This is a genomic window from Amycolatopsis sp. EV170708-02-1, assembly GCF_022479115.1.
GTDB lineage: Bacteria > Actinomycetota > Actinomycetes > Mycobacteriales > Pseudonocardiaceae > Amycolatopsis.
In genome coordinates, this window is record NZ_CP092497.1 from 3,314,874 (window position 1) to 3,337,991 (window position 23,118).

The 23,118-nt window shown below is 70.7% G+C and carries 16 protein-coding genes and 1 pseudogene; 13 read left to right on the forward strand and 4 right to left on the reverse strand.

The window, feature by feature from the left end; genetic code table 11:
- Positions 1-36: 36 nt before the first annotated feature.
- Complete coding sequence (locus MJQ72_RS15485; RefSeq protein ID WP_240599818.1) at positions 37-3,309, forward strand: glycosyltransferase family 2 protein; 3,273 nt, start codon at positions 37-39, stop codon at positions 3,307-3,309.
- 551 nt (positions 3,310-3,860) lie between these two features.
- Here the strand turns inward: MJQ72_RS15485 and MJQ72_RS15490 are convergent.
- Positions 3,861-4,292 carry a metallopeptidase family protein gene (locus tag MJQ72_RS15490; protein ID WP_007028954.1) on the reverse strand — a complete coding sequence of 144 codons (432 nt, stop codon included), beginning with the start codon at positions 4,290-4,292 and terminating at the stop codon, positions 3,861-3,863.
- A 116-nt stretch (positions 4,293-4,408) separates the two neighbouring features.
- Between MJQ72_RS15490 and MJQ72_RS15495 the strand changes: the two genes are divergently transcribed.
- The 6 genes from MJQ72_RS15495 to MJQ72_RS15520 all read left to right on the forward strand — a co-directional run bounded on the left by MJQ72_RS15495 (position 4,409) and on the right by MJQ72_RS15520 (position 9,630).
- Positions 4,409-4,762 carry a DUF3499 domain-containing protein gene (locus MJQ72_RS15495; protein ID WP_073848429.1) on the forward strand — a complete coding sequence of 118 codons (354 nt, stop codon included), beginning with the start codon at positions 4,409-4,411 and terminating at the stop codon, positions 4,760-4,762.
- Between the two features lie 72 nt (positions 4,763-4,834).
- Complete coding sequence (locus tag MJQ72_RS15500; RefSeq protein ID WP_240599819.1) at positions 4,835-6,190, forward strand: phosphomannomutase/phosphoglucomutase; 1,356 nt, start codon at positions 4,835-4,837, stop codon at positions 6,188-6,190.
- 52 nt (positions 6,191-6,242) lie between these two features.
- On the forward strand, positions 6,243-6,464 hold the full coding sequence (locus tag MJQ72_RS15505; RefSeq protein WP_240599820.1) for a Trm112 family protein: 222 nt from the start codon (positions 6,243-6,245) through the stop codon (positions 6,462-6,464).
- Positions 6,448-7,539, forward strand: a complete 1,092-nt coding sequence (locus MJQ72_RS15510) for a hypothetical protein (protein WP_240599821.1) — start codon at positions 6,448-6,450, stop codon at positions 7,537-7,539. Before MJQ72_RS15505 ends, MJQ72_RS15510 begins: the two co-directional genes overlap by 17 nt.
- A gap of 66 nt (positions 7,540-7,605) precedes the next feature.
- Entirely contained in the window at positions 7,606-8,829 is a 1,224-nt protein-coding gene (manA, locus tag MJQ72_RS15515) for a mannose-6-phosphate isomerase, class I (protein ID WP_240601337.1), read from the forward strand.
- A gap of 291 nt (positions 8,830-9,120) precedes the next feature.
- A complete protein-coding gene (locus MJQ72_RS15520; protein WP_240599822.1) occupies positions 9,121-9,630 on the forward strand; it encodes a hypothetical protein in 510 nt (169 codons plus the stop codon).
- Between the two features lie 51 nt (positions 9,631-9,681).
- Here MJQ72_RS15520 and MJQ72_RS15525 read toward each other — a convergent pair whose 3' ends face one another.
- On the reverse strand, positions 9,682-12,681 hold the full coding sequence (locus tag MJQ72_RS15525; protein ID WP_240599823.1) for a BTAD domain-containing putative transcriptional regulator: 3,000 nt from the start codon (positions 12,679-12,681) through the stop codon (positions 9,682-9,684).
- Positions 12,682-12,825: 144 nt separating this feature from the next.
- Here MJQ72_RS15525 and MJQ72_RS15530 point away from each other — a divergent pair, with 144 nt between their 5' ends.
- The 3 genes from MJQ72_RS15530 to MJQ72_RS15540 all read left to right on the forward strand — a co-directional run bounded on the left by MJQ72_RS15530 (position 12,826) and on the right by MJQ72_RS15540 (position 16,452).
- Positions 12,826-13,740 (forward strand): cation diffusion facilitator family transporter, encoded by a 915-nt coding sequence (locus tag MJQ72_RS15530; protein ID WP_240599824.1) that lies wholly within the window; start codon positions 12,826-12,828, stop codon positions 13,738-13,740.
- A gap of 232 nt (positions 13,741-13,972) precedes the next feature.
- Entirely contained in the window at positions 13,973-15,493 is a 1,521-nt protein-coding gene (locus MJQ72_RS15535) for an amino acid permease (protein WP_240599825.1), read from the forward strand.
- Between the two features lie 257 nt (positions 15,494-15,750).
- Positions 15,751-16,452 (forward strand): LPXTG cell wall anchor domain-containing protein, encoded by a 702-nt coding sequence (locus MJQ72_RS15540; RefSeq protein ID WP_240599826.1) that lies wholly within the window; start codon positions 15,751-15,753, stop codon positions 16,450-16,452.
- An 89-nt stretch (positions 16,453-16,541) separates the two neighbouring features.
- On the opposite strand, the gene MJQ72_RS15545 is transcribed toward MJQ72_RS15540, so the two are convergent.
- Positions 16,542-18,836, reverse strand: coding sequence for a hypothetical protein (locus MJQ72_RS15545; RefSeq protein ID WP_396426946.1), 2,295 nt, complete (start codon positions 18,834-18,836; stop codon positions 16,542-16,544).
- Between the two features lie 92 nt (positions 18,837-18,928).
- On the opposite strand from MJQ72_RS15545, the gene ahcY reads away from it, so the two are divergent.
- On the forward strand, positions 18,929-20,401 hold the full coding sequence (ahcY, locus tag MJQ72_RS15550; protein ID WP_240599828.1) for an adenosylhomocysteinase: 1,473 nt from the start codon (positions 18,929-18,931) through the stop codon (positions 20,399-20,401).
- A 68-nt stretch (positions 20,402-20,469) separates the two neighbouring features.
- Here ahcY and MJQ72_RS15555 read toward each other — a convergent pair whose 3' ends face one another.
- On the reverse strand, positions 20,470-21,465 hold the full coding sequence (locus tag MJQ72_RS15555) for a hypothetical protein (RefSeq protein WP_240599829.1): 996 nt from the start codon (positions 21,463-21,465) through the stop codon (positions 20,470-20,472).
- Positions 21,466-21,829: 364 nt separating this feature from the next.
- On the opposite strand from MJQ72_RS15555, the pseudogene MJQ72_RS45065 reads away from it, so the two are divergent.
- Together MJQ72_RS45065 and MJQ72_RS15565 are read left to right on the forward strand one after the other, a co-directional pair.
- Positions 21,830-22,102 (forward strand): annotated as a pseudogene (locus MJQ72_RS45065) (hypothetical protein); the annotation flags it as partial.
- Positions 22,103-22,280: 178 nt separating this feature from the next.
- Positions 22,281-23,048 (forward strand): hypothetical protein, encoded by a 768-nt coding sequence (locus tag MJQ72_RS15565; protein ID WP_240599830.1) that lies wholly within the window; start codon positions 22,281-22,283, stop codon positions 23,046-23,048.
- Positions 23,049-23,118: the final 70 nt, after the last annotated feature.

Below are 23,118 nucleotides of genomic sequence, written 5' to 3' on the forward strand. Positions count from 1 at the left end.
CGGCACTCGACTTCGCCGCCACATCTGGAGTGCCCGTTGTCTCGCACTGCCGCGTCATCTGTGCCGCGCACGGCCCCCGTTCTGGCCATTGTGGTCTGTCACAACGGCGAGAACTGGTTGCCACTGGCGCTTTCCGCGCTGCGGCGCAGCGGTGTCCGGCCGCGGCACGTGCTCGCCGTCGACACCGGATCCACCGACGGGACGGCGAAGATCCTCGCCGACGCGGCGGCCGACGGCGATGCGCCGGTCTTGGACGGGGTTCTCACACTTTCCGGTGAGGTCGGCTTCGGCGCCGCGGTCGCGGAGGCCGTCGAGCACGCCGTCGAACGATGGGGAGACCCCGGCGGATGGCTCTGGCTGCTGCACGACGACTGCGCGCCGGAACCCGGCTGTCTCGAAAACCTGTTGGCAGCGGCCGAAAACGAGCCCGAGGCGACGGTGCTCGGCCCGCTCGCGGTCGACTGGAGCGACCCGCGCCTGATCGTCGAAGCCGGCTTGTCGACCGACGCCATCGGCCATCGGCAGCAGATCTCACCGGACGAGAAGGACACCGCGGTGCTCGCCGTGCCGAGCGCGGGATCGCTGGTGCGCCGGGAAGTCTGGCACGAACTCGGTGGCTACGACCCCGGCTTTCCCTTGCTGCGAGAGGATCTCGACTTCGGCTGGCGGGCGAACGCCGCGGGCGGCCGAGTGCTTTCGGTGCCGTCGGCCCGGCTGCGGCACGCCCGCGCGCTCAGCACCGGACAACGCGAGCCGGACGCCCTTGGCCTTTCCCTCGCGACGGCGAACCGCGCGCACGGGCTCCGGGTGTTCCTCGTCAATTGCCCGCCACTGTCCTTTTGGTTCGGTCTTTTTCGAATTCCGGTTTTCGCGGTGCTGCGGGCGCTCGCGTTCCTGGTGCTGCGGCGCACCGGCGAGGCGAGCGCGGAACTCGCGGCCACCTGGCACCTGCTGCGCGGTCGCGGCGGACTGCGCGCGGCCCGCGCGGAACGCCGGAAGACCGACCAGCCGGGCAAGGTCCGCGGCCTGTTCACCGGACGGATGACGCGGGTGCGCAACGCCGTGCGCGCCGGTGTCGTCGGCCTCGTGCGGCGTGGCGTGGAACGGGATTTCGCCCTCGGGACGGTGCCGGAGGGCGTGGATCAGGAAGGCGCCTGGATTCCACCGGAGGCGTTGAAGGCCGGGCAAGATCGTCCGGTCGGCCCAGGCGCGCTGCCCGCGGGCGCGATGCGCGGCGTCGGCTCGCGGGGGACGGGTCTTCGGCGGCCCAGCGCGGTCGTCGCGGTCGCGGTTCCCGAAAAGCCCGCCTCGGAGGGGCCGAAACCGTCGCCGGTGCCGCGGGACGGCGGGCGGCGGCCGGAACCGGAACTCGTCTTCGTCGAGGTCGACCGGAAGCGGGTGCTCGGCGCGACCGTGTTCGCCCCGCCGGTGATCGTGCTCGCCGTGCTGACGGTGCTCGCGTTCGTGGTCAACGGATCCCGGCTCGGGCTCGATCTCTTCGGCGGGAAACTGCTGCCGGTCGGCGGGCTCGGCGAGATCTGGGCGTCGTATCTCGCGCCGTGGCACGCGATCGCCGGCGGGACGGCGAGCCCCGCCCCCGCGACGCTGCCGGTGCTGGGCACGATCGGCGCGATCTTCGCTCCGATCGGCGGCCCGGCCGCGCTGGTCGCGATCCTGCTGATCGGTGACATCCCGCTCGCCGCCCTGAGCGCGTACGCGGCTACTCGGCACCTTCGCGTGCGTCGCTGGGTGCGGGCCGTCGCGGCGGCGGCGTACGGCGTGCTTCCCGCGGCCACGGCTTCGGTCGCGCAGGGACGGCTCGACGTCGTCGTCGTGCATCTGCTGCTGCCTTTGGTGATCGCGGGCATCGTGGGGCTGCTGGTCCGCGCGGACTCGCGCTGGCTGCACGTTTCCGCGCTGAGCGCGATCGGGCTGGCGCTGATCGGCGCCTTCTCTCCGCTGGCGCACGCGCTCGCGCTGGTCGGGCTGGTGATCGGGTTCGTGGTGCTGCCTTCGCCGACCGGGCTCGCGCGGCGGATCGCGTCGGTCGGCATCGTGGTCTTCCTGCCGCTGGCGTTGTTGCTTCCGTGGCCGAGTGTGCTGCTGAGGCATCCGGAACTGTTGCTGCACGGGCTCGGCGGGGGCGCCACGGCCGCGTCCGGCGCCGATCTCGCCGGGCTGGACCCCGGCGGCCCCGGCGCCTGGCCGATCGGGGTGGCGCTGGTCGCGGCCGCGATCGTCGCGCTGGTGGTGCGGCCGACGAAGGGCGCGGGCGGCGGTGTCGCGGTCGTCGTACTGGGTGTGCTCGGGCTCGTCGCGGTGCGGTTCGTGGCGGTGACGCCGATGTCGGGCGGCGCGCACGCGACCGGGTACGCCGGGGTGCCGCTGCTGGTGATCGGCGTGGGTCTGTTGTGGACGGTGCTGGCGACCTGGCAGCGGGGCGGGTCCGGCGTCGACCCCGCGCCGTGGCTGGCGAAGGTCACGGCCGTGGCGGGGGTGCTCGTGCTGCTGGCGCTGGCGACCGGCGCGGTCGTCGCCGGGCGGGAAGGGCCTCTGCGGGCGGGCGCGCGTCCCTCGCTGGCTCCGGAGATTTCCGCGGAGCTGGCTTCGAGTGGGCGTTCGGTGCTGGTGATCGGTGACGTCGCCCGGCAGACCGGTGGACGGCTGCCGAGTTTCGGCGACGACGAATTCGCGCCGACACCGGGCAGCGCCGATCGGCTCGCCTCGTGGCGCCGGGATCTCCTGCAAGGCTCACCGGACGCGGTGAAGCAGGCCTTCGCGGCGGCTCTGGCGTCGGGCGTTTCGTATGTCGTGCTGCCGAGCGGCGCGGATGGTGGCGCCTTCGTCGAACTCGCGCGAGACCTGGTGGTTTTGGCGGCGCAGACCTCGGACGGGCGTCCGGTGCTGCGGTTGCTGCCCGCCGGCGGGCAGGTGGCGCTGATCTCGCCGGAACTGGCGCAGGCTGCCGTGACCGGGAAGGGCGCGCCGGGGGCGTCGCCCGGGGTGGCGCCGGTGCAGGCCGGGCTGCCCGACGTGCGGGTGCGCGTCTCGGAAGGCCCGACCGGGCGGCTGCTCGTGCTGGCCGCGGAGTTCGAGGCGGGCTGGCAGGCGAGCGTGGACGGCAAGGCCGTGCCGATCGTGCGGGCCTGGGGGCACCAGGTGGCGGTCTCGGTGCCGCCCACGCCTTCGGAGGTCGTGGTGGAACATCAGGGGACTACGCGGAACCTGTTGCTGCTGGCACAGGTGGCGGCGGTGCTGTTCACGCTGCTGACCGCTGTTCCTACGCGGAGGCGTTCTTCGGTTTCTTGAGGGTGCGTTCCAGTGTCCAGAAGGCCTCCTTTGAGACGTTGGACGCCTCGAAGGGGGCCTTCAGGAGACTGGTCGCTTGGCTCTGCTGCGCTTTGCCCGCTGCAGGCTCTGCTTGCGCCCGCTGCACAGGCTGCACGCGCTTCGCCGCTGCCCCCCTCGCTGCACGCGCTGCCCGCTTCGCGCTCTGCTCCCGCTTCGCGCGCCTCGCGCCTACGCCGCGCGTTGGCTTCGATGCCCCCAATGTGGCATTGGGGACACCCAGCAGCCCCAATGCCACATTGGGGGCCTCTTCCCTCCGGCCACCGGGTGCTGCGGCTCCGGTTCGCTTGCCAGCTGTTCCCAATGTCGCATTCGGGTCGCTCAGCGTCTCAAATGCGACATTGGGAACCCTCTGCGCTACCGGCCCCCGAGTTGTCCACAGCCTCGTCCCCTTGTGGACAACTTCGCCCTCCGGGCCCGTTTTCGCAGGTCCCGTCGGTCCCTCCCGATACACTGGGCTGGGGACGCCCCCCGGGAAGGGCGGGGGCTGGGCTGGGGTACGGAGGTGAGGGTTATTCGCCTTCGATGACGTCGGGTTCGACGCCGAGGTAGCCCGCCACCTGTTCCACGAGGACGTCGTGGACGAGTTCCGCGAGTTCGCCGGGGTCCTTCGCGCGTGCTTCGAGGGGGCGGCGGTAGAGGACGATGCGGGCCCGCGTCGGGAGGCCGGCGCGGTCGACGCCCGCGGGCACGAGCCGCGAGAGCGGGACGGCGCCGTCGTGCAGCACGCCGTCCACTCCGGTCGGTGCGCCATCCGAGCGAACTTCGGGGACGTCGTCGACGGCGACGTCGAGCTTCGTCAGCTCGTGCCGCCACCGCGCTTCGATCGGTTCGAGCGCGTCCAAAACCAGCGCGTCGAACCTTTCCGCCCTGCTAGCGGCGGCGGGAAGGGTCGACGGATACAGCGCTCCGCGCAGGCCCCGGCCGTGCCGGTCCCGTCGCATCCGCCGTCGCTGTCGGGAATCACGAGCCGTCGCCACGAACCGAAGGGTACGCGCTCGGCGATTCAAAGCGCGTGTCGCCGGTACGCCGGGCTCGCGACGCGCTATCGTTCTCGATCGTGCGGAGCGTACGAAAGTGTTCGCGAACGGGTTGTCTCGAACCCGCTGTCGCCACGCTCACGTATGCCTACAGCGATTCGACAGCCGTCGTGGGCCCGTTGGCCACCGCGAGCGAGCCGCACTCCTATGACCTCTGCGAGGCCCACGCCCTCCGGCTGACCGTGCCCAAGGGCTGGGAAGTCGTGCGGCACGAAGGGGCCTTCGCCGCCCCGGATCCCTCCGCCGACGAGCTGACCGCGCTGGCCGAGGCCGTGCGCGAAGCGGGCCGCTCCGACAAGCCCGCGCCCGAGCCCGAACCCGAGGGACCGTCAGGCAGGCGCGGCCACCTGCGCGTCCTGCCCGGCCGCGCCTGACACGAGGGCTCGCCGGTAGGCTTTCGAGCGCGCCAGAGGGCGTTGTAACGAGACTATTGGCGGGGAGCAGGCGTGCCAGACCTTTCGGGCATCGTGAAGGCCTACGACATTCGCGGCGTGGTCGGTGAGCAGCTGGACGCGGCACTCGTCCGCGACCTCGGATCGGCGTTCGCCCTGTTGATCAAGCCGGAGTCCGACTCCGTGGTGATCGGCCACGACATGCGCGACTCCTCGCCCGAGCTGTCCGCCGCCTTCGCCGACGGCGTGACCTCACAGGGCCTCGACGTCGTGTCGATCGGCCTCGCCAGCACCGACCAGCTGTACTTCGCGTCCGGGTCGCTCAACCTGCCGGGCGCCATGTTCACCGCCAGCCACAACCCGGCGAAGTACAACGGCATCAAGCTGTGCCGCTCCGGCGCCGCCCCCGTCGGCCAGGACTCCGGTCTCGCGGAGATCCGCGACACCGTCGAGCAGGGCGTACCCGCCTTCGCGGGCCAGCGCGGTTCGGTGACCGAGCAGGACGTCCTCGCGGACTACGCCGCGTACCTGCGCAAGCTCGTCGACCTCTCGGGCAGCCGCCCGCTGAAGGTCGTCGTCGACGCCGGCAACGGCATGGGCGGCTACACCGTCCCCACGGTCTTCGCGGGCCTGCCCATCGAGGTCGTCCCGATGTACTTCGAACTCGACGGCAACTTCCCGAACCACGAGGCCAACCCGCTCGACCCGAAGAACATCGTCGACCTCCAGGCGAAGGTGCGCGAGGAAGGCGCCGACGCGGGCCTCGCCTTCGACGGCGACGCGGACCGCTGCTTCGTCGTCGACGAGCGCGGCGAGCCGGTCTCGCCGAGCGCCATCACCGCGCTGGTCGCGATCCGCGAGCTGGAGAAGGAGCCGGGCGGCACCATCATCCACAACCTGATCACGTCGAAGGGGGTCCCGGAGATCGTCGCCGAGCACGGTGGCAAGCCGGTGCGCACCCGGGTCGGGCACTCGTTCATCAAGGCCGAGATGGCCAAGACCGGCGCGATCTTCGGCGGAGAGCACTCCGCCCACTACTACTTCCGCGACTTCTGGCGAGCCGACACCGGCATGCTGGCCGCGCTGCACGTCCTCGCCGCCCTCGGCGAGCAGGCGGGCCCGCTGTCCGAGCTGACGGCGGAGTACTCGCGTTACTCGGCCTCCGGTGAGATCAACTCCACCGTCGACGACCAGGTCGCGCGCATGATGGCGGTCAAGGACGCGTTCGGCGCCCGCGACGGCGTCGAAATCGACGAACTGGACGGGCTCACCGTGCAGCTCCCCGGCGGCGGCTGGTTCAACCTGCGCCCGTCCAACACCGAACCGCTGCTCCGCCTGAACGTCGAGGCCGCCGACGCCGAGGCCGTCCGGGCGCTGACCGAAGACGTATTGGCGATAGTCCGTGGGTAACGAATGTGTCGTGAAAACACACATAGAGACGTCCCACAGGTAGGGAGTAACGATGGCCGTCACGTTCGACGCACAGTTGCTGGAGATCCTGGCCTGCCCGTCCCCCGACCACGCGCCGCTGCGGCCGGGGACGACGGCCGATCCGGAAGCCGATGCGCTGACCTGCACGGAATGCGGTCGCGTGTATCCGGTCCGTGATGGAATCCCGGTATTGTTGCTGGACGAAGCCACCGAGCCGACGACCCCGGATGGCGCTCATGCCGACGGTCCCTGACGAGTCCCTGCTCGACGATCCCGCGAGGCTGGCCGAGGCCGACACCGCGGGGCTTCTCCGTGCCGCCGCGATGGCGGGCGCCCAGGTCCGGGCGACCGCCGAAGCCGCGGCCGAACTCGAGCTGAGCGATCGCCTGGACGTCGGGCGCCCGCGCTCGCTCGTACTCATCGACCGGCCGGGGGTCAGCCGGACGCTGACCCGGCTGGTCGCCGCGCTCCTGACCCCGTCGTGCCCGGTGCCGGTCGTCGTCGCCGAGGTGGTGCCGAGCTGGATCGGCGCGCTCGACGTGGTCTTCGCGCACACCGACGACGCCGGCGACCGCGAGCTGGCCGCCTCACTGGAACGCGCCGCCCGGTTCGGCGCGAGAGTCGTGCTGTCCGCTCCCGACGAAGGCCCGGTCGCGGCCTCCGTCGCGGGCAAGGGGCTGCTGCTCGCGCCGAGGCTCCCGGTGCCGCCGGAGATGGCCTTCCCGCGCGGGCTCGCCGCGGCCCTCCTCACCGCGAACGCCCTCGGCCTGCTGGTGGCCGATCTGGAGCAGCTCGCGGACCATCTCGACGCGGAGGCCGAGAAGGACTACCTGGCCAGGGATTCGTTCGCGAACCCGGCCAAGGCGATGGCGCTGAGGCTGGCCGAGCGCCAGCCGCTGCTGTGGGGGCTGGACCCGGTCGCGGTCGCCGTCGGCGAGCACGCGGCCCACGCGTTCGCCGCGCACGCCGCCGTGGTCTGTGACGTGGAGGACTACCGCCAGGCACTGGCCAGGCCCGCTTTGCGGCGGGCGGCGTTGTCCGGCGGCGTGGATCGCGATATCTTCGCGGACCCGGAGGAGGGGGCCGGCGCGACGCCGAGGGTGCTGCTCCTCTCGGTTCGGACCGGGCCCGCCGCGGAGGCGGCCCGCTATCAGGCGGAAGACCTGCTGCCCGGCGGCGACGTGATCGCCCCGGCCGAAGAGATCGAAACGGACGAGATCGTGCGTGCGGCCGTTCTCGCGCTGCGTTTCGAGCTGGCCGCGGTCTACCTGGGGCTGGCCGTCGGCAGCATCGGCGGCGCCGGGAGGTACACGCCCGCAACGGCGTGAGTCCCGAGCGCGACGTAAGCAATGAGGGCCGGCACCACCCGTGCCCGGCGAGGAGTTGAGGTGACAGTGGAGCTGCTGCGAAATGCCGTGCGGCCCTACGCGTGGGGGTCCAGAACGACGATCCCCGAGCTGCTGGGGCGTCCGGTGCCGGCGCCGCATCCGGAGGCGGAACTGTGGATGGGCGCCCACCCCGGCGACCCGTCCCACGTCATCGGCCCGGACGGCACCGAGCGGAGCCTGCTGGAGCTCGTCGAAGCCGATCCGGTCGGCCAGCTCGGCACGACCTGCGCCGGCCGCTGGGGCGGCAGGCTGCCGTTCCTGCTGAAGATCCTCGCCGCCGAAGAGCCGCTTTCGATGCAGGCGCACCCGTCGGCCGCGCAGGCGGCGGAGGGGTACGCGCGCGAGGAGTCGGCGGGGATCCCGCGCGACGCCTCGAATCGCAACTATCCGGATCCGACGGCGAAGCCGGAGCTGGTCTGCGCGCTGACGGAGTTCCACGCGCTGGCGGGCTTCCGCGACCCGGAACGCACGATCGCGTTGCTGAAGGCGATCGAGACGCCCGGGCTGGCGAAGTACGCGGTGCTCTTGGAGGCCCAGCCGGATCCGGCCGGGCTGCGCGCGCTGTTCACCACCTGGATCACGCTGCCGCAGGCCGCGCTCGACGAACTGCTGCCCGAGGTCCTCGATTCGTGCGTGAAGCACGTCCAGGAACGCGGCGAGTTCGACGTCGAATGCCGGACCATCCTGGAGCTCGGCGAAGCGCATCCGCGTGACGCCGGGGTGCTCGCCGCGCTGCTGCTCAACCGGCTCACCCTCAGCGCGGGCGAGGCGATCTACCTGCCCGCCGGGAACCTGCACCTGTACCTGCACGGCACCGCCGTCGAGATCCTGGCGAACTCGGACAACATCCTGCGCTGCGGGCTGACCCCGAAGCACGTCGACGTGCCGGAGCTGTTGCGCGTCGTCGACTTCGCGTGCGGCGAGATGCCGGTCCAGAGCGGCGAGCGCGAGGAGCGCATGTCGGTGTACCGCACCGACGCGCCGGAGTTCGAGCTGTCGCGGATCGAATGGGACGCCGGCGACGACGGCGAGGTCGCCGTCCACGACGTCGGCCCGCAGATCCTGCTGTGCACCGCCGGTGGCCTGCTGGTGACGGCCGACGACGGCGAACAGGTCGAACTCCGCCGAGGCCAGTCGGTGTGGCTCCCGGCCGCCGACCCGGAGGTCCGCGTGCGGCCGCTTTCCGGTGAACGCACCCAGGTGTTCCGCGCCACCGCCGGCACCTGCTGATCCTCCGCTCGCGTTCAGTGGTGAGGTGACCGCCTCGGTGTCCCGGCCCGTCGCCGGGTTCGTGGCGTGACCGAAGGCGAAACTCGCGTGCTTGAAGCCGTAACTCGCGTGTTTAAAGGCGTAACTCGCGTGGTCGGCGGCGCGGGCGAGGACCGCGTTCAGAGGACGAAACGCGTGCTTGGCCGAAGTGTGTGCGTTCCGTGTGGCGGGTTCCGCAACTATCGCCCGAAGGGGTGACCCGGCGCTTGGCGTCGGCTCGTCCCGGACGTCGATAGCCAAGGAGCGACAGCAGTGACTTCCCATCCCGACGCGGCGAGCGGACGCGCTTTCCGGGTGCCGGTTCCCGTGCGCCCCACCGCCCTGCTCGCCGCGCTCGGATTCGCCGTCGTGACCGCGCTCGTCCCGGTCGTCGACCTGGTCCTCCCGGTGCCGAGCGGCCAGGACCTGGTCGGTTCGGCGCAGGCGATGGCGGGGCTCGCCGGTGACGCGATCGAGTCGGTCAAGGCCGCGGGGAGCGGCCTGCACGAGCTCGCCGCGGGCGCGGAGAGCAGGCTGAACCTCCCGCTGGTCGTGCTCGTCTCGCTCGGCGCGCAGGTGCTGCTCACCGCCGCGCTGGTGGTGACGGGCACCCAGCCCGTCCGCGTGATGCTGACCGTCGCCGGGTTGATCAACATGTTCGCCGTCTCGCGGCTCGGGGCCGCCTCGCCGCCGGTGTGGGACGCCGTGGCCAACGGCGTGCTGGCGATCACGCTGGCCTGGTTCTCCGCCGGACGGCGGGAATCGCGGCCCGCCGCCCGGTGAGCGCCGATGACTTCCGGGTGGTGCCCGTCTGAGGGGTCGGGCACCACCCGGTCAGGCCGGGGCGGGTTCGGTGAGCGACAACAGCAACCGGACGAGGGTCGAAGCGTTGGCGTCGTGGGGGACTTCCAATCGCTTCGCCTCTTCACCCGCCGCCTCGGCCGCCCTTGTCTCCCCGACGGCCTCGTACGCCCTGCGCAGCACGTGCAGGGTGAGGCCCGTCGCCGGTTTCCCGCCCATGGCGCGGAATTCGTCGAGACAGCGGCGCAGCACGGGAATCGCGCGGTCGGCCCGGCCGTCGCCGATCCAGCTCGCCGCGATCGCGCGCGTGCAGGAAAGCTCTCGCGGCCGTTCTTCGAGCGCTCCGGCCAGGCGCCGCGCGTTCTCGTACGCCTTCACCGCGCCGGCGCGCTGCCCGGCGCCCGCGAGGATCGCGCCCTGGGTGCGCAACGACTTCGCCAGCGCCGATCTGGCCGTGGTCCGGCGAAGGACGCGGACCGATTCCTCGATCGTCGCCAGTGCCTCCTCCTGGCGGCCGTCGAGCATCAGCGACCACGAAAGCCCTTGCAGGGCAACGCCGAGCTGCCGGTCGTCGGCCGATTCCCGTGCCTGGGCGAGAATTCGGCGATCGATCTCCAGTGCTTCGGAGATCTTGCCCAACCGGTGCAGCGCGGCGGATTCCGCCCGCCTCGCATGGGTGCCGGAATCCTCCACAGTGGACATTTCGCGGGCCTGGGTGGCGGCGTGCAGCGATTCCCCGGCCCGGCCGAGCCCGACGAGGCAGTGCGCCAGATTGGTCTCCACCCACGCCCGGGTGGCGAGGTCGCCCAGCGTCGCCAATTCCTTCGAGCAGCCGCGATAACCCTCGGCCGCGCGTTCGTACTCGCCGCGAACATGCAGCAACACCGCCAAATTCGCGTCCGCGATGACGGCGATGTGGCGGTCGCCCGCCTCGCGAGCGGCGTCACGCAACGTCTCGTACGCCGTCCGCATGTCGGTGTAATGACTGTGCAAGTACAGGTACGCGCTCAGCCTTTCCAGTATTCGCAACGCTTTCCGCCGCCAGCCCACGGCGCACAGCGACGAGACCACGGAGACGAGGTTCGCCCGCTCCACGGAGAACCAGGTGCCGGGATCGCGCAGCAGCCGCTCGACCAGCTCGCCGTCCAGCGGCTGGGCGGGGAGGTCGTGATCCGACAACGGCATCGGCACCGTCCTCGGCAGACGGCGGGCCGCCGTGTCGGCGAGGCACAGCGCCGCGTCCGACACCTTCGCGACGGTGGCCACCCGCTCGGCGTGGGTCTCCAGCTCCCGGCCGAGCTCCGTGGCGAACACGCGGACGAGGTCGTGCACGCGGAACCGCTGCTCGCCCGTCGGGTCGAGACCGGTGGCTTCGAGCAGGCTGGCCTCGACGAGTTCGTCGATGGCCTCGTCGGCGCCTTCGTCATCGATCAGCGTCGTCACCGCCCACGCGGGCAGGTCGAGGGTGCGGCAGCGGCCGATCAGACGGAACGCGCGCCGCGCCGCCGGGCTCAGCGCCTGATAACTCAACGCGATGCTGCCGCGGACCTGGAGATCGCTGACCTGGAGCTCGTCGAGGCGCGAGACCTCGTCCTCCAGCCGCCCGGCGAGCTTCCCGAGCGGCAGACCGGGCCGCATCGCGAGCCTGCTGCCCGCGATCCGCAACGCCAGGGGGAGATTGCCGCAGGCCTTGGCGATCCGCTCCGCGTCGGCGCGTTCGGCGCCCACCCGGTCCGGCCCGGCGAGCCGGGCGAGCAGGGTCACCGCCTCGGCTCCGGACAGCGGCGCGAGCGGGAGACGATCCGCCCCGGCGAGCCCGGAAAGCCGTCGCCTGCTGGTGATCAGGACCGCGTTGCCCGGCGTTCCCGGCAGGAGCGCGCGGACCTGCTCGGGGTTCGCGGCGTCGTCGAGCACGACGAGGACCCGCCGATCGGCGAGACGGCCCCGGTAGACCGCCGCCCTGGCCTCGACGTCGTCCGGGATGGCGGGCCCGGTGACGCCCAGCGCGCGCAACAGGTCGCCGAGGACGTCGGAGAGTTCGCGAGGGTCGGAGGCGCCGGCCAGCGGGACGAACAGCTGTCCGTCCGGGAAGGACCGGCGGAGCCTGTGCGCGGTGGTGACCGCGAGGGTCGATTTGCCCGCGCCCGGCTCGCCGGTGATCAGCGCGACCGGGACACCGGTGCCGGCGCCGAGCAGCCCGGAGAGCTTCGCGATCTCGCTCTCGCGGCCCGCGAGATCCGCGATGTCCGGCGGCAGCTGGCAGATCGGGAAGATCGGCGTGGCCTTGGCCGAGGGCACCGGATCCTCACCGCGCAACACGGCGGCGTGCACCCGGCGGACCTCGGCGCCGGGCTCCACGCCGAGCTCCTCGACGAGGGTGGCGCGCAGATCCCGGTGGACGGCCAGCGAATCGGCCTGACGTCCGGCGCGGTGCAACGCGATCATCAGCTGCGCGGCCAGCCGCTCGCGCAGCGGATGTTCGGTGATCATCGCCTGGAGCTCACCGGTGAGCTCGCCGTGCCTGCCGTCGGACAGCTCGGCGTCGACACAGTCTTCGAAGGCGGCGAGGCGCTCCGACTCGAGCCGGGCGACGTCGGCGTCGAGCCGGGGGATGTGCAGTCCGGAAAGGACCGGCCCGCGCCACTCCGCCAGCGCCCGGCGGTAGTGCCCCGCGGCCGCCGCCGGATCGCCCGCCCGCGACGCCGCCTTCCCCGCCGCGGCGGCCTCGCGGAAGGACAGCAGATCGAGGTCGGCGGGCTCGACGACCAGCCGGTAGCCGTGCGGTTCCCGCTCGATCTCCAGCCCCTCGAACCGGGCTCGCAGACGGGAGACGTACGTGTGCAGATTCGAGGAGTACGACTTCGGCGGCGTGTCCGGCCAGAGCGTCTCGACCAGGGCGTCGACCGGGACGGACGAGTTCGCGTTCAGCAGCAGGACGGCCAGCAGGGCACGCTGATGATCGCCGCGCGGCGTCGTGCGCCGCCCGGGCGGATCCTCGATCGTCAACGGTCCGAGCACGCCGAATCGCGGCACGGGCACCTCCCCAGGTCATGAGAGGGGCGAGACTAGCGAGGGGGCCCGACAATTCTGTGACCTGTCCCGCCCGGCGAGTACCGGCTCATCTGCACTGCTAGCCTTCGAACCCGGCATATCGGGACACCATTTGGGGAGTTGCAAGTGTCTGCAGGTGGCGGAACCAAGGCGATCATCGCCGCGCTCGTGGCGAACGCCGGAATCGCGGCCGCGAAGTTCACCGGCTTCCTCATCACGGGGTCGTCCTCGATGCTGGCCGAGTCCGTGCACTCGCTCGCGGACACCTCGAACCAGGGCCTTCTGCTGCTCGGCCAGAAGACCTCGCAGCGCAAGGCGACCCGCACCCACCCGTTCGGCTTCGGGCGGGACCGGTACTTCTACTCGTTCATCGTCGCGCTGATGCTCTTCAGCCTCGGCTCGGTGTTCGCGCTGTACGAGGGCATCCACAAGATCTCGCATCCCGAGGACCTGACCTCGCCGCTGGTGGCGGTCGGCATCCTCGTGGTCGCGATCGGGCTGGAGTCGTACTCCTTCTACACCGCGATCCAGGAATCGAAGAAGATCAAGGGCGACGCGGGCTGGTGGGCCTTCATCCGCCAGGCCAAGACCCCGGAACTGCCGGTGGTGCTGCTGGAGGACGCGGGCGCGCTGCTCGGTCTGATCTTCGCGCTCGCCGGCGTCGGGCTCTCGGTCATCACCGGCGACCCGGTGTGGGACGGCATCGGCACCGTGACGATCGGTGTGCTGCTCGGCATCATCGCGATCATCCTGATCATCGAGATGAAGAGCCTGCTGATCGGCGAGGGTGCCTCCGAGACCGACCTCGACGTGATCGTCGACGAGCTGGCCGCGGGCAAGGTCGAGCGGGTCATCCACATCCGGACGCTGTACATCGGGCCGGACGAGATGCTGGTGGCCGCGAAGCTCGCACTGGTGCCGGGGCTGGAGACCGCCGACATCGCGCAAGCCATCGACGACGCCGAAGCGCGTGTGCGGGCGAAGGTGCCGACGGCGAAGCTGATCTACCTGGAGCCGGACCTGGACCGCGCGCTGGCGTGACGCTAGGCGCGTCGCGAAAGCCACTTTCGAGACGTCAGATGTCCCGAAAGTGGCTTTCGCGACTCTGGGGCCGCGGGATCGGGGCAGCGACGCGACCGCCATCCGGCGCAACTGTCCGTACTCCGCCGACTACCGCCACGACCTCCGGGTACTTCGTTGCTCTCCCACCGCGCTGCCGACACGACCGGGCGATAGGGTCCGTTGAACCGCAGTCAGGTGTAGGAGGTCAAGGGTGCCCGGAAACGGCCTGTGGCGTACGAAAACCATCGAGCAGTCCATCGCGGACACCGACGAACCGGGGACCAAGCTCAGGCGGAACCTGAGCGCGTGGGACCTGACCGTGTTCGGCGTCGCCGTCGTCATCGGTGCCGGTATCTTCACCCTCACCGCCCGCACGGCAGGCGACTACGCGGGCCCGTCGGTGTCGCTTTCGTTCGTCTTCGCCGCCATCGCCTGCGCGCTGGCGGCTCTCTGTTACGCGGAATTCGCGTCGACCGTCCCGGTGGCCGGGAGCGCGTACACGTTCTCCTACGCCACCTTCGGCGAGTTCATGGCGTGGATCATCGGCTGGGATCTCATCCTGGAACTCGCGGTCGGCGCGGCCGCGGTGTCGAAGGGCTGGTCCGCCTACCTCGAAACGGTGCTCTCCTACATCTTCGGCAAGGGCACGAAGACGACGTTCGAGATCGGTGGCGTCCCCGTCGACTGGGGCGCCCTGATCGTGGTGCTGGTGCTGGCGACCCTGCTCGCCCTCGGCACGAAGCTGTCTTCGCGGTTCTCGATGGTGATCACCGGGATCAAGGTCGCAGTGGTGCTGTTCGTGATCGTGCTCGGCATCTTCTACATCAAGGCCGCCAACTACAGCCCGTTCATCCCGGAGGCCCAGACCGGCGCCGAAACCTCGGCCACCGGGGTCGACCAGTCGCTGTTCTCGGTGTTCGCGGGCAGCAGCAGTAGCTCGTTCGGTGTCTTCGGCCTGCTGGCCGCGGCGTCGCTGGTGTTCTTCGCGTTCATCGGTTTCGACATCGTCGCGACCACCGCGGAGGAGACCCGCAACCCGCAGAAGGCCGTGCCCCGCGGCATCTTCGGCTCGCTCGCCATCGTCACGGTGCTCTACGTCGCCGTGTCGCTCGTGGTCGTCGGCATGGTGAACTACAAGGAGCTCGCCACCTCGGCGGGTGACGGCGGCAAGAAGACGCTCGCGTCCGCCTTCGCGGCCAACGGCGTCGACTGGGCGGCCAACATCATCTCCGTCGGTGCCCTCGCCGGTCTGACGACCGTCGTCATGGTGCTGATGCTGGGCCAGATCCGGATCATCTTCGCGATGTCGCGCGACGGCCTCATGCCGCGTTCGCTGGCGAAGACCGGTGCGAACGGCACACCGAAGCGGGCGACCATCGTCGTCGGCGGACTGGTCGCCGTCGCCGCGACCTTCTTCCCGGCCGACAAGCTGGAAGAGATGGTCAACGTCGGCACGCTGTTCGCCTTCATCCTCGTTTCCGCGGGGGTCATGGTGCTGCGCAAGACGCGGCCGGATCTGCCCCGCGCCTTCCGCGTGCCGTGGGTGCCGGTGGTCCCGATCCTGGCGATCCTCGCCTGCCTGTGGCTGATGCTGAACCTGACCGTTTTGACCTGGTTGCGGTTCATCGCGTGGATGGCGCTGGGTGTCCTCATCTACTTCGTCTACAGCCGTCGCCATTCGCTGCTCGGCAAGCAGAAGAAGGACGAGGCGCCGACGTCCGTTTCGGACTGATCATTCTCGTTTCGACGGCCCACCATTCCTTTGTGGATGGTGGGCCGTTTTCGTGTCCGGTCCGTCCGGTCTCGGAGCGGTAACACCTGGGGGTCCCGGTGCCGCCGTAAAATCCGTGTGCGATACCGTCCGGGGCCTTGCCTCCCCCTGATGGGTTAACGCGACTCCTGCAGAAGTACCGCGAGTTGACCGCGTTCCCTCGGAGGTGGCGCCACGCTTCGCTCGTTTGTCCCCCGATCGGTACAGGAGAGCTCCGAATGCAGATCAAGCCCAGACGGCGTGTCCGTTCCGCCGTCACCGTCGTCGCCCTCGCCGCCGTGGCCCTCGTCGGGACCGCCGGCACCGCCCTCGCGACCCGCAGCGACGACCGCGCGACCCAGGTCGTGGGCAGCAACGCCACCACCTGCGAGGGGGCCAAGGTCCCGGGCAAGCTGGTGCCCACCTCGGACCTGACCTTCACCGGTGGCACGGAGAAGGACCTGTACCTCGACATCACCGCGGTCGCCAAGGGCGTCACCGTCACGGCCATCGTGGTCAAGGGCGGCCACGGCTACAACGTCTACGTGCCCGGCGAGAAGGGGCTGCCCGAGAACCCGCCGTGGACGAAGCTGCGTTCGCCGCTGAACAAGGGTGACCAGCAGGCGCAGATCAGCCACTGGTTCGTCTGCGGCGAGAAGACCAAGCCGAGCGAGCCGACTAAGCCGAGCGAGCCGACGAAGACCACCACGGCCAAGCCGCCGACGTCGGCCCCGACCACCACGGATAAGCCGTCCCAGACGTCCGAAGCCCCGAGCAGCACCACCGCTCCGGCCCCCGTGGTCGACGGCAACGGTGGCAACGGCGGCGGCCTCGCGGACACCGGTTTCGACAACGCCTGGCTGCTGTGGGCCGGTGGCCTGCTGGTCCTGGCCGGTGCCGGCGTCCTGGTCCTGCTTCGCGTGCGCCGCAAGGCCGACTGACAACCGACTTAGGTTGCTGAAAGGGCCCTTCACCGCATGACACGCGGTGAAGGGCCCTTTCGCTGCGTCCAACGCGGGGAAAGTCCCCTTCAGCGCATCTGCGGGAAGTCCCCGAACAGCGATCCCTGCTCGCCCCAAGGATTCGTCGGGCGGGGACGGCCGAGACCGGCGGCCATCGCGACGGCGTTGTCCCATTCGGCGTCGACGACGTAGTCCGTGTGCTTGAGGACGCCGGGCGCCCAGCGGTGCCGTCCGGTCGGCCCGCGCATCGGGTCGGGCAGCCAGTGATCGCCGCCGAGCACCAGGACACCCTGCTCGTCGGGCTCGGCGGCCAGCGGTCCGGTGCCGCCGCCGGGCAGGTAGCCGTCGCCCAGCAGTTTCCCGCCCACCACGCGATGCCGCCACGTCGTGACGCCGCCGCCGAAGATGTCCGTGCCGCGGCACAGCGCCCGCCAGCGGCCGTCGAGACCTTCGTACAGCCCGGCCAGCTGCTTCTGCGGCAGCATCGCCGGGAAGGCGCGCTGATAACCCCATTGCAGTGGTGAACCCGCGGTCAGCAGCCCGACGCGGTCGCGGTCCTCCGGCGGGAGATCGGCGAGCACGCGCGCGGCGGCGAGCACGGTCAGCAGGCTGCCGAGGTTGTAGCCGGACAGCACGACCCGCGTGCCGGGGTCGGCCAGATGTTCCTTGACGCGGTCCGCGAGTTCCGGGACGACCCGGAGCGCGTAACTCGGCGGGACGGTCGGATGGGCGGCACGCGGCCAGAAGCACACGAGATCCGCCAGCGCGCCGAGGTGACGGCTGCGTTTGGGGGTCGTCGCGGCGGCGAACACGACGCGCAGCAGCCCCGCCGCCATCGCGCCCAGCGCGAACACGCCGATCGCGGAGATCGGCTTGGACCAGTCGCCCAGCGGGCCGAAACCGAAGCGCAGCACCAAGAGCCCGCCGCCACCGGCCGCCATCGCGAGCGCCACCGTGAGCGCGAGATGGTGCAGATGCTTGCGTTCCCACGAGGCACGGGCCCAGACCCGGGCGGCCTCCTCTTCCTGCGCCTTGCCGATTTCCATGAGCGCGACGATCTTCGGGACGCCGCGGCGCAGCCGTCGCAACGGGACGGCGACCGCGAAGCCCAGCACGCCGAGCACGAGGGCGAGCGCGAGACCGGCGCCCCACAGCACGGTCACCAGGGAGTACGTGTCGGGCAGCCGGAGCTCGCTCGCGCCGACCAGCTGCCGCAGCGCGACCGCGAGCCCCGCGCCGAAACCACCGCCGAGCAGTCCGGCCAGCGCGACGACCGGTGCCGCGGCCCAGCCGCCGAGCCAAGGCCGCAGCCGGTGGGGCAGGTGTTTCCAGGTCGGGCGGCCGAGCAGGGCCGCCGGGACGAGCATCAGCGCGAACAGCACGGTGACCGTGACCATCGCCGCGCCCAGCGCTTCGACCGTCCCGTCCGCTCCGCCGAGCCCGCCGCCCGGCAGCCCCGCGGGCAGCGGAGTCCGGCGCACGACGGCGACCCCGACCAGCGCGACGGCGAACGTGATCAGCCCGCCCCGGATCACCGGCCCGGCCGAGAAACCGACCGTCGAGGCCACCAGCGCGGCGAGGACGAGCGCCAGCGCGCAGATCCAGACGACCAGGTCGAAGGTCGCGGACGGCAGCCGGAACGGCCCGCCGAGCAACGGAAGCGCGACACAGGTCAAGGCGGCGACGGTGTGCAGCGTGCGCAGACCCGGCGTCCGCGGCAGGTCCTGCGGTTGCAGGGGGCTCGAACTGTGGGCGCGGTGCACCCTGTCCCGCGAGCGCCAGTCCGACGAGGGGATCCGGTCGAGCACGAAGATCAGCACCAGCAACGGCAGCACACCGATCGCCGTCCGCAGCGGCGCGAAGTCCCGCAGGAACGACGGCGCTCCTTCGAGGCAGGTCGAACCCGGCGCGAGGCACTGCGCGGCGAAAAGGTCGAGCGAGACCACCGCGAGCTGGCTGATCAGCAACATCGTCAGCAGCAGCGACGCCACCCGCAGCAGCCCCCGGCAGGCTCCGCCGAGCAGCGCCGCGGACCGCCTGCCTTCCGGGACCGGCGGCAGCATCCAGTGCGCGACGTTCGCCAGCGAGAACGGGAACAGCAGCGCCCAGGTGGCCTTCGCCGCGCCCCCGGAGGTCATTCCGCTCCACAGGTAGCCTTCGAGGATGCGCGGGATCGAACGGCCGAGCGCGGGCAGCACCGGACCGGGAGCGGGACGGCGCAGCCGGTCCGACGGCCGGATCAGCCTGCCGACGCCGTCGCCCGCGACGTCGACCACCGACGTCGAATCCAGCAGGCTTTCACCGCTCGTGCCCACTAGCCCGGGTACGCGTATTTCGACGACGCGGGTATCGGGACCCGGCATGACCACGGTGAAGGCCTCCAAACCGTTTCAGTGGGGACTGAACCGACAACGGTACTGTTCCGATGTCATCCAACCTTGGAGGAAGCGCGCATATGACCCCCGAAAGCGTTGCCAAGCGGCACGACACCCGCAACGGCATCGAGTTCGCCGTCGCCGATCTCGAGGCCGCCGAGTTCGGCCGCAAGGAGATCCGCCTCGCCGAGCACGAGATGCCGGGCCTGATGGCGCTGCGCCGCGAATACGCCGAGGTGTATCCCTTGCGGGGAGCCCGGGTTTCGGGCTCGCTGCACATGACGGTACAGACCGCGGTTTTGATCGAAACCCTCGTCGCGCTGGGTGCCGAGGTGCGCTGGGCCTCCTGCAACATCTTCTCCACCCAGGACCACGCGGCCGCGGCGATCGTCGTCGGCCCGCACGGCACCCCCGAGGAGCCCAAGGGTGTTCCGGTGTTCGCCTGGAAGGGCGAGTCGCTGGAGGAGTACTGGTGGTGCACCGAGCGGATGCTCACCTGGGACGGTGAAGGTCCCAACATGATCCTCGACGACGGCGGCGACGCCACCATGCTGGTGCACAAGGGAACCGAGTACGAGAAGGCCGGTGTGGTGCCCACGCCGGACGAGGACACCTCGGACGAGTTCCGTGTGTTCCTGCAGCTGCTGAGCGCCTCGGTCGCGGCCGACACCGGCAAGTGGACCAAGATCGGCGAAGGCGTCCGCGGGGTCACCGAGGAGACCACCACCGGCGTGTTGCGGCTCTACCAGCTCGCCGCGGCCGGTGAGCTGCTGTTCCCGGCGATCAACGTGAACGACGCGGTGACCAAGTCGAAGTTCGACAACCGCTACGGCATCCGGCATTCGCTGATCGACGGCATCAACCGCGGTACCGACGTCCTCATCGGCGGCAAGGTCGCGGTCGTCTGCGGGTACGGCGACGTCGGCAAGGGCGCCGCGGAATCGCTGCGCGGCCAGGGCGCGCGGGTGATCGTCACCGAGATCGACCCGATCTGCGCGCTGCAGGCGGCGATGGACGGCTACCAGGTCAAGAAGCTGGAGAACGTCCTCGGCGAGGCCGACATCATCATCACGACCACCGGGAACAAGGACGTCGTGCTCGTCGAGCACATGGCGAAGATGAAGCACCAGGCGATCCTGGGCAACATCGGCCACTTCGACAACGAGCTCGACATGGCGGGCCTGCAGCGTTACCCGGGCATCCGGCGCATCACCATCAAGCCGCAGGTCGACGAGTGGGTCTTCCCCGACGGCAAGAGCATCATCGTGCTGTCCGAGGGCCGCCTGCTGAACCTGGGCAACGCGACCGGGCACCCGTCGTTCGTGATGTCGAACAGCTTCTCCAACCAGGTGATCGCGCAGATCGAGCTGTTCACCAAGCACGAGGAGTACGACAAGGAGGTCTTCCGCCTTCCGAAGAAGCTCGACGAGAAGGTCGCGAAGATCCACCTCGACGCGCTCGGCGGTGAGCTCACGAAGCTGACCAAGGAGCAGGCGGAGTACATCGACGTGGACGTCGAAGGTCCGTTCAAGACCGACCACTACCGGTACTGACCGCTACCAGGCCTCGTGAGTGGCGAGGACGGTTCTAACCGTCCTTACCACTCACGAGGCCCGAGGCGCTACTGCCACTCCACCTCGATGCCGGCCAGCCCCGGCCCGGCGTCGACGAAGAAACCGCTGGTCACCCCGCCCATGTCGAGCGGCAGCTCCTCGGACTCGACGGGCACGGCGTCGTCCCGCGTCCGGAACTGCCGGGTGCAGCGGGCGGGCAGCGCGCCGAGCGCGAACTTCAGCTGCACCAGGTAGCTGGCGCACTGGTCCCGCAGCATCCGGAAGTACCCGGGCGAAGCGGTGCCGGAGTCGTCGCGGACCTCGAAGCAGAACACGTGGATCTCGCCCTCGGCGAGCTTCCGGTCGAAGAGCAGCTCGGTGGCCATCGTCTCGGCGTCGGCGTTGCGCCGGATCCGGCCGACGCGGCAGCCCTCGGCGGTGATCAGCTCGACGTCGCCGATGTTGCAGCCGGGGTCGCCGTTGTAGACGGTGACGTACCGGTCCGGGCCGTGGCGCCGCGCCCGGCACACCAGCCGGGTCTGGAGGCCGACCTGCCGGTGCGCGGCGTCGAAGGTGATCGTGTCGTGCACCGCGAGCATCTCGAGGTCGGCGTTGTAGCGGTTGGACGACGGGTACGCGCCCAGCTCGGCCAGCAGCTGGTCGACGATCGAGCCCATGTCGCCGGACCGGATGTCGTGGAACGACGCGGCCATCTGATGCCCGCGCGCCCGCGCCGTCCGCGGCCCGATCAGCACGACCAGCGCGTCCGCGGGCAGCTGTAGCACCGATTCCAGCGCGCGTACCGCCGGGAGCGCCTTGGGTACCTCCGGCTGGCGCAATCCGCGCTGCCAATAGCTCAACGTCGACTGTCCGATTTGGACACCGCGGAGCCCGAGGTGGGCGCGGAGCCGCGCGAGGGACAGGCCGCGGTAGGCGATCGCCTGCCGGAGCGCGTGGTGGAATTCGCCGCTGCGGAGGGCCTCGACGAGCTCCTTGGGCAAGGCTTCGAGCGGTTGACGGCGCGTGCCGTCGATGATCGTCGGGGTGTCCCCGTCTCGTGTCACCGCTCGTCCCTTCACCAGACCAGTGTGTGCGCTGAGCGTGAACACCGCGGAACGTTCACGTTAGCAGCGCACTGTGAACACTACGTCCCCCGTTCGGGGTTGTTGACCCCGGAAGAGTGACCGTTCCGGGGTGTGGAAACGCCCCGGAACGGTCCGTTCCGCCGAGTGCCCATCTTGCTCTGTGTGAGCCTGCTGTTCACCGTTGTGACCACATTGGTTCGCCATGGTGACCAGGAGGCCCGTCGTGCCTGTGTTCTCGAGGAGGGTTTGCGCCGCTGGCGCCGCGAGTCTCGTGGCGTGGCTGGCGATCCAGACCCCGGCGAGCGCGCTGCCATCGGCGCCCGCCCGCCAGCACCCCATCGCCATGCAGGCGCAGGAGAAGTCCCAGTGGTGCTGGGTGGCTTCCGGCAACACCATCGCGGCACACCACGGCGTGACGGTCACCCAGAACGAATTCTGCCGGATCGCCCATGCCGAGCGACGCCGGGAGTGCGCCGACAAGCCGGGAACGCTCGGCGACGTCCGGCGCGCCTTCGGCAAGCTCGACTTCTCGGCCCCGGGGAATTACCTCAAGGGCCGCATCCCCTTCGCCGCCGTCCAGGCGCAGACCGGCGACGGCAAGCCCGTCCAGACGCGGGTCGGCTGGGCCTCGGGCGGCGGCCACATGCATGTCCTCTACGGCTCGGACGCCGGCCGGAAGTGGGTCTCGTGGGGGATCCACTGCCCACCGGCAGCCGCTACAACTGGTCGACCTACGACTTCTATTCGGCCAACAAGTCCTTCACCTGGACCCATACCCTCACCGGGATCCGGCGATGAGCGCGCGGCGGTTCCTCGGGCTCGCCGGGCTGGTCGCGGTCGCGCTGCTGATCTCGGCACCCGGTGCGCGCGCGGACCAGCTGTCGGGTGAAGATCTCGCGGCCGCGAAGGCGGCTGCCGACGACCCCACGCTGCGTGCTGAACTCGGGCGCTTCTTCGCACAGACGGGTGGTTCGAGCCACGCGCCGTCGGTGAGCGTCGTCGACGAATCCTTCCCGGTTTACGAGCTTTCGAGGGACTTCGTCGCCGGTGACGGCGCGATCGCCGGACGGCTCGCCTACGTCGCGGTGCCGGTGACGGCGTCCGACGGGCGGACCGCGACCGTGTGGTCGGTCCGCGGCGACGACGGCGCCTGGCGCGTCGGCAACATCGCTTCGGGCGATCGGGAAAGCGAACTGGCGCGGCGGTTGCCCGCCGGAGCGACGCTGCTCCACGAACCCCAGGTCGACGCCTGGTACGCGCTGCGCGACGGCCAGGTGACCCTGCTCGACTCGGGTGCCAGCGGCTCCGCGACCGGTGCTTCGGCCACCCTCGCGGAGTATCAGAAGACCGTCTCCGGCCGCTACGGCGACATGCTCGCGAGCTCGCCGTACGCCCAGGAGGGCAAGGCCGGTGGCTACAACGCCCAAGTGATGCCCCGCGGCGACGGCGGCCCCGCGCCCGACGCGCAGGACACCGGGTTCGTGCCGCTGCTGATCTTCGGCGGCCTGCTCCTCATCGGTGTCGCCGGCTTCTTCCTGCACTCGAAGAGGCGCGTCCCCTAGCGGACCGGTGGGCCGGACGTGAGCTGACCCGTCTGGCCCGCCGGTCGACCATCGCCCCGTATCCATCCAT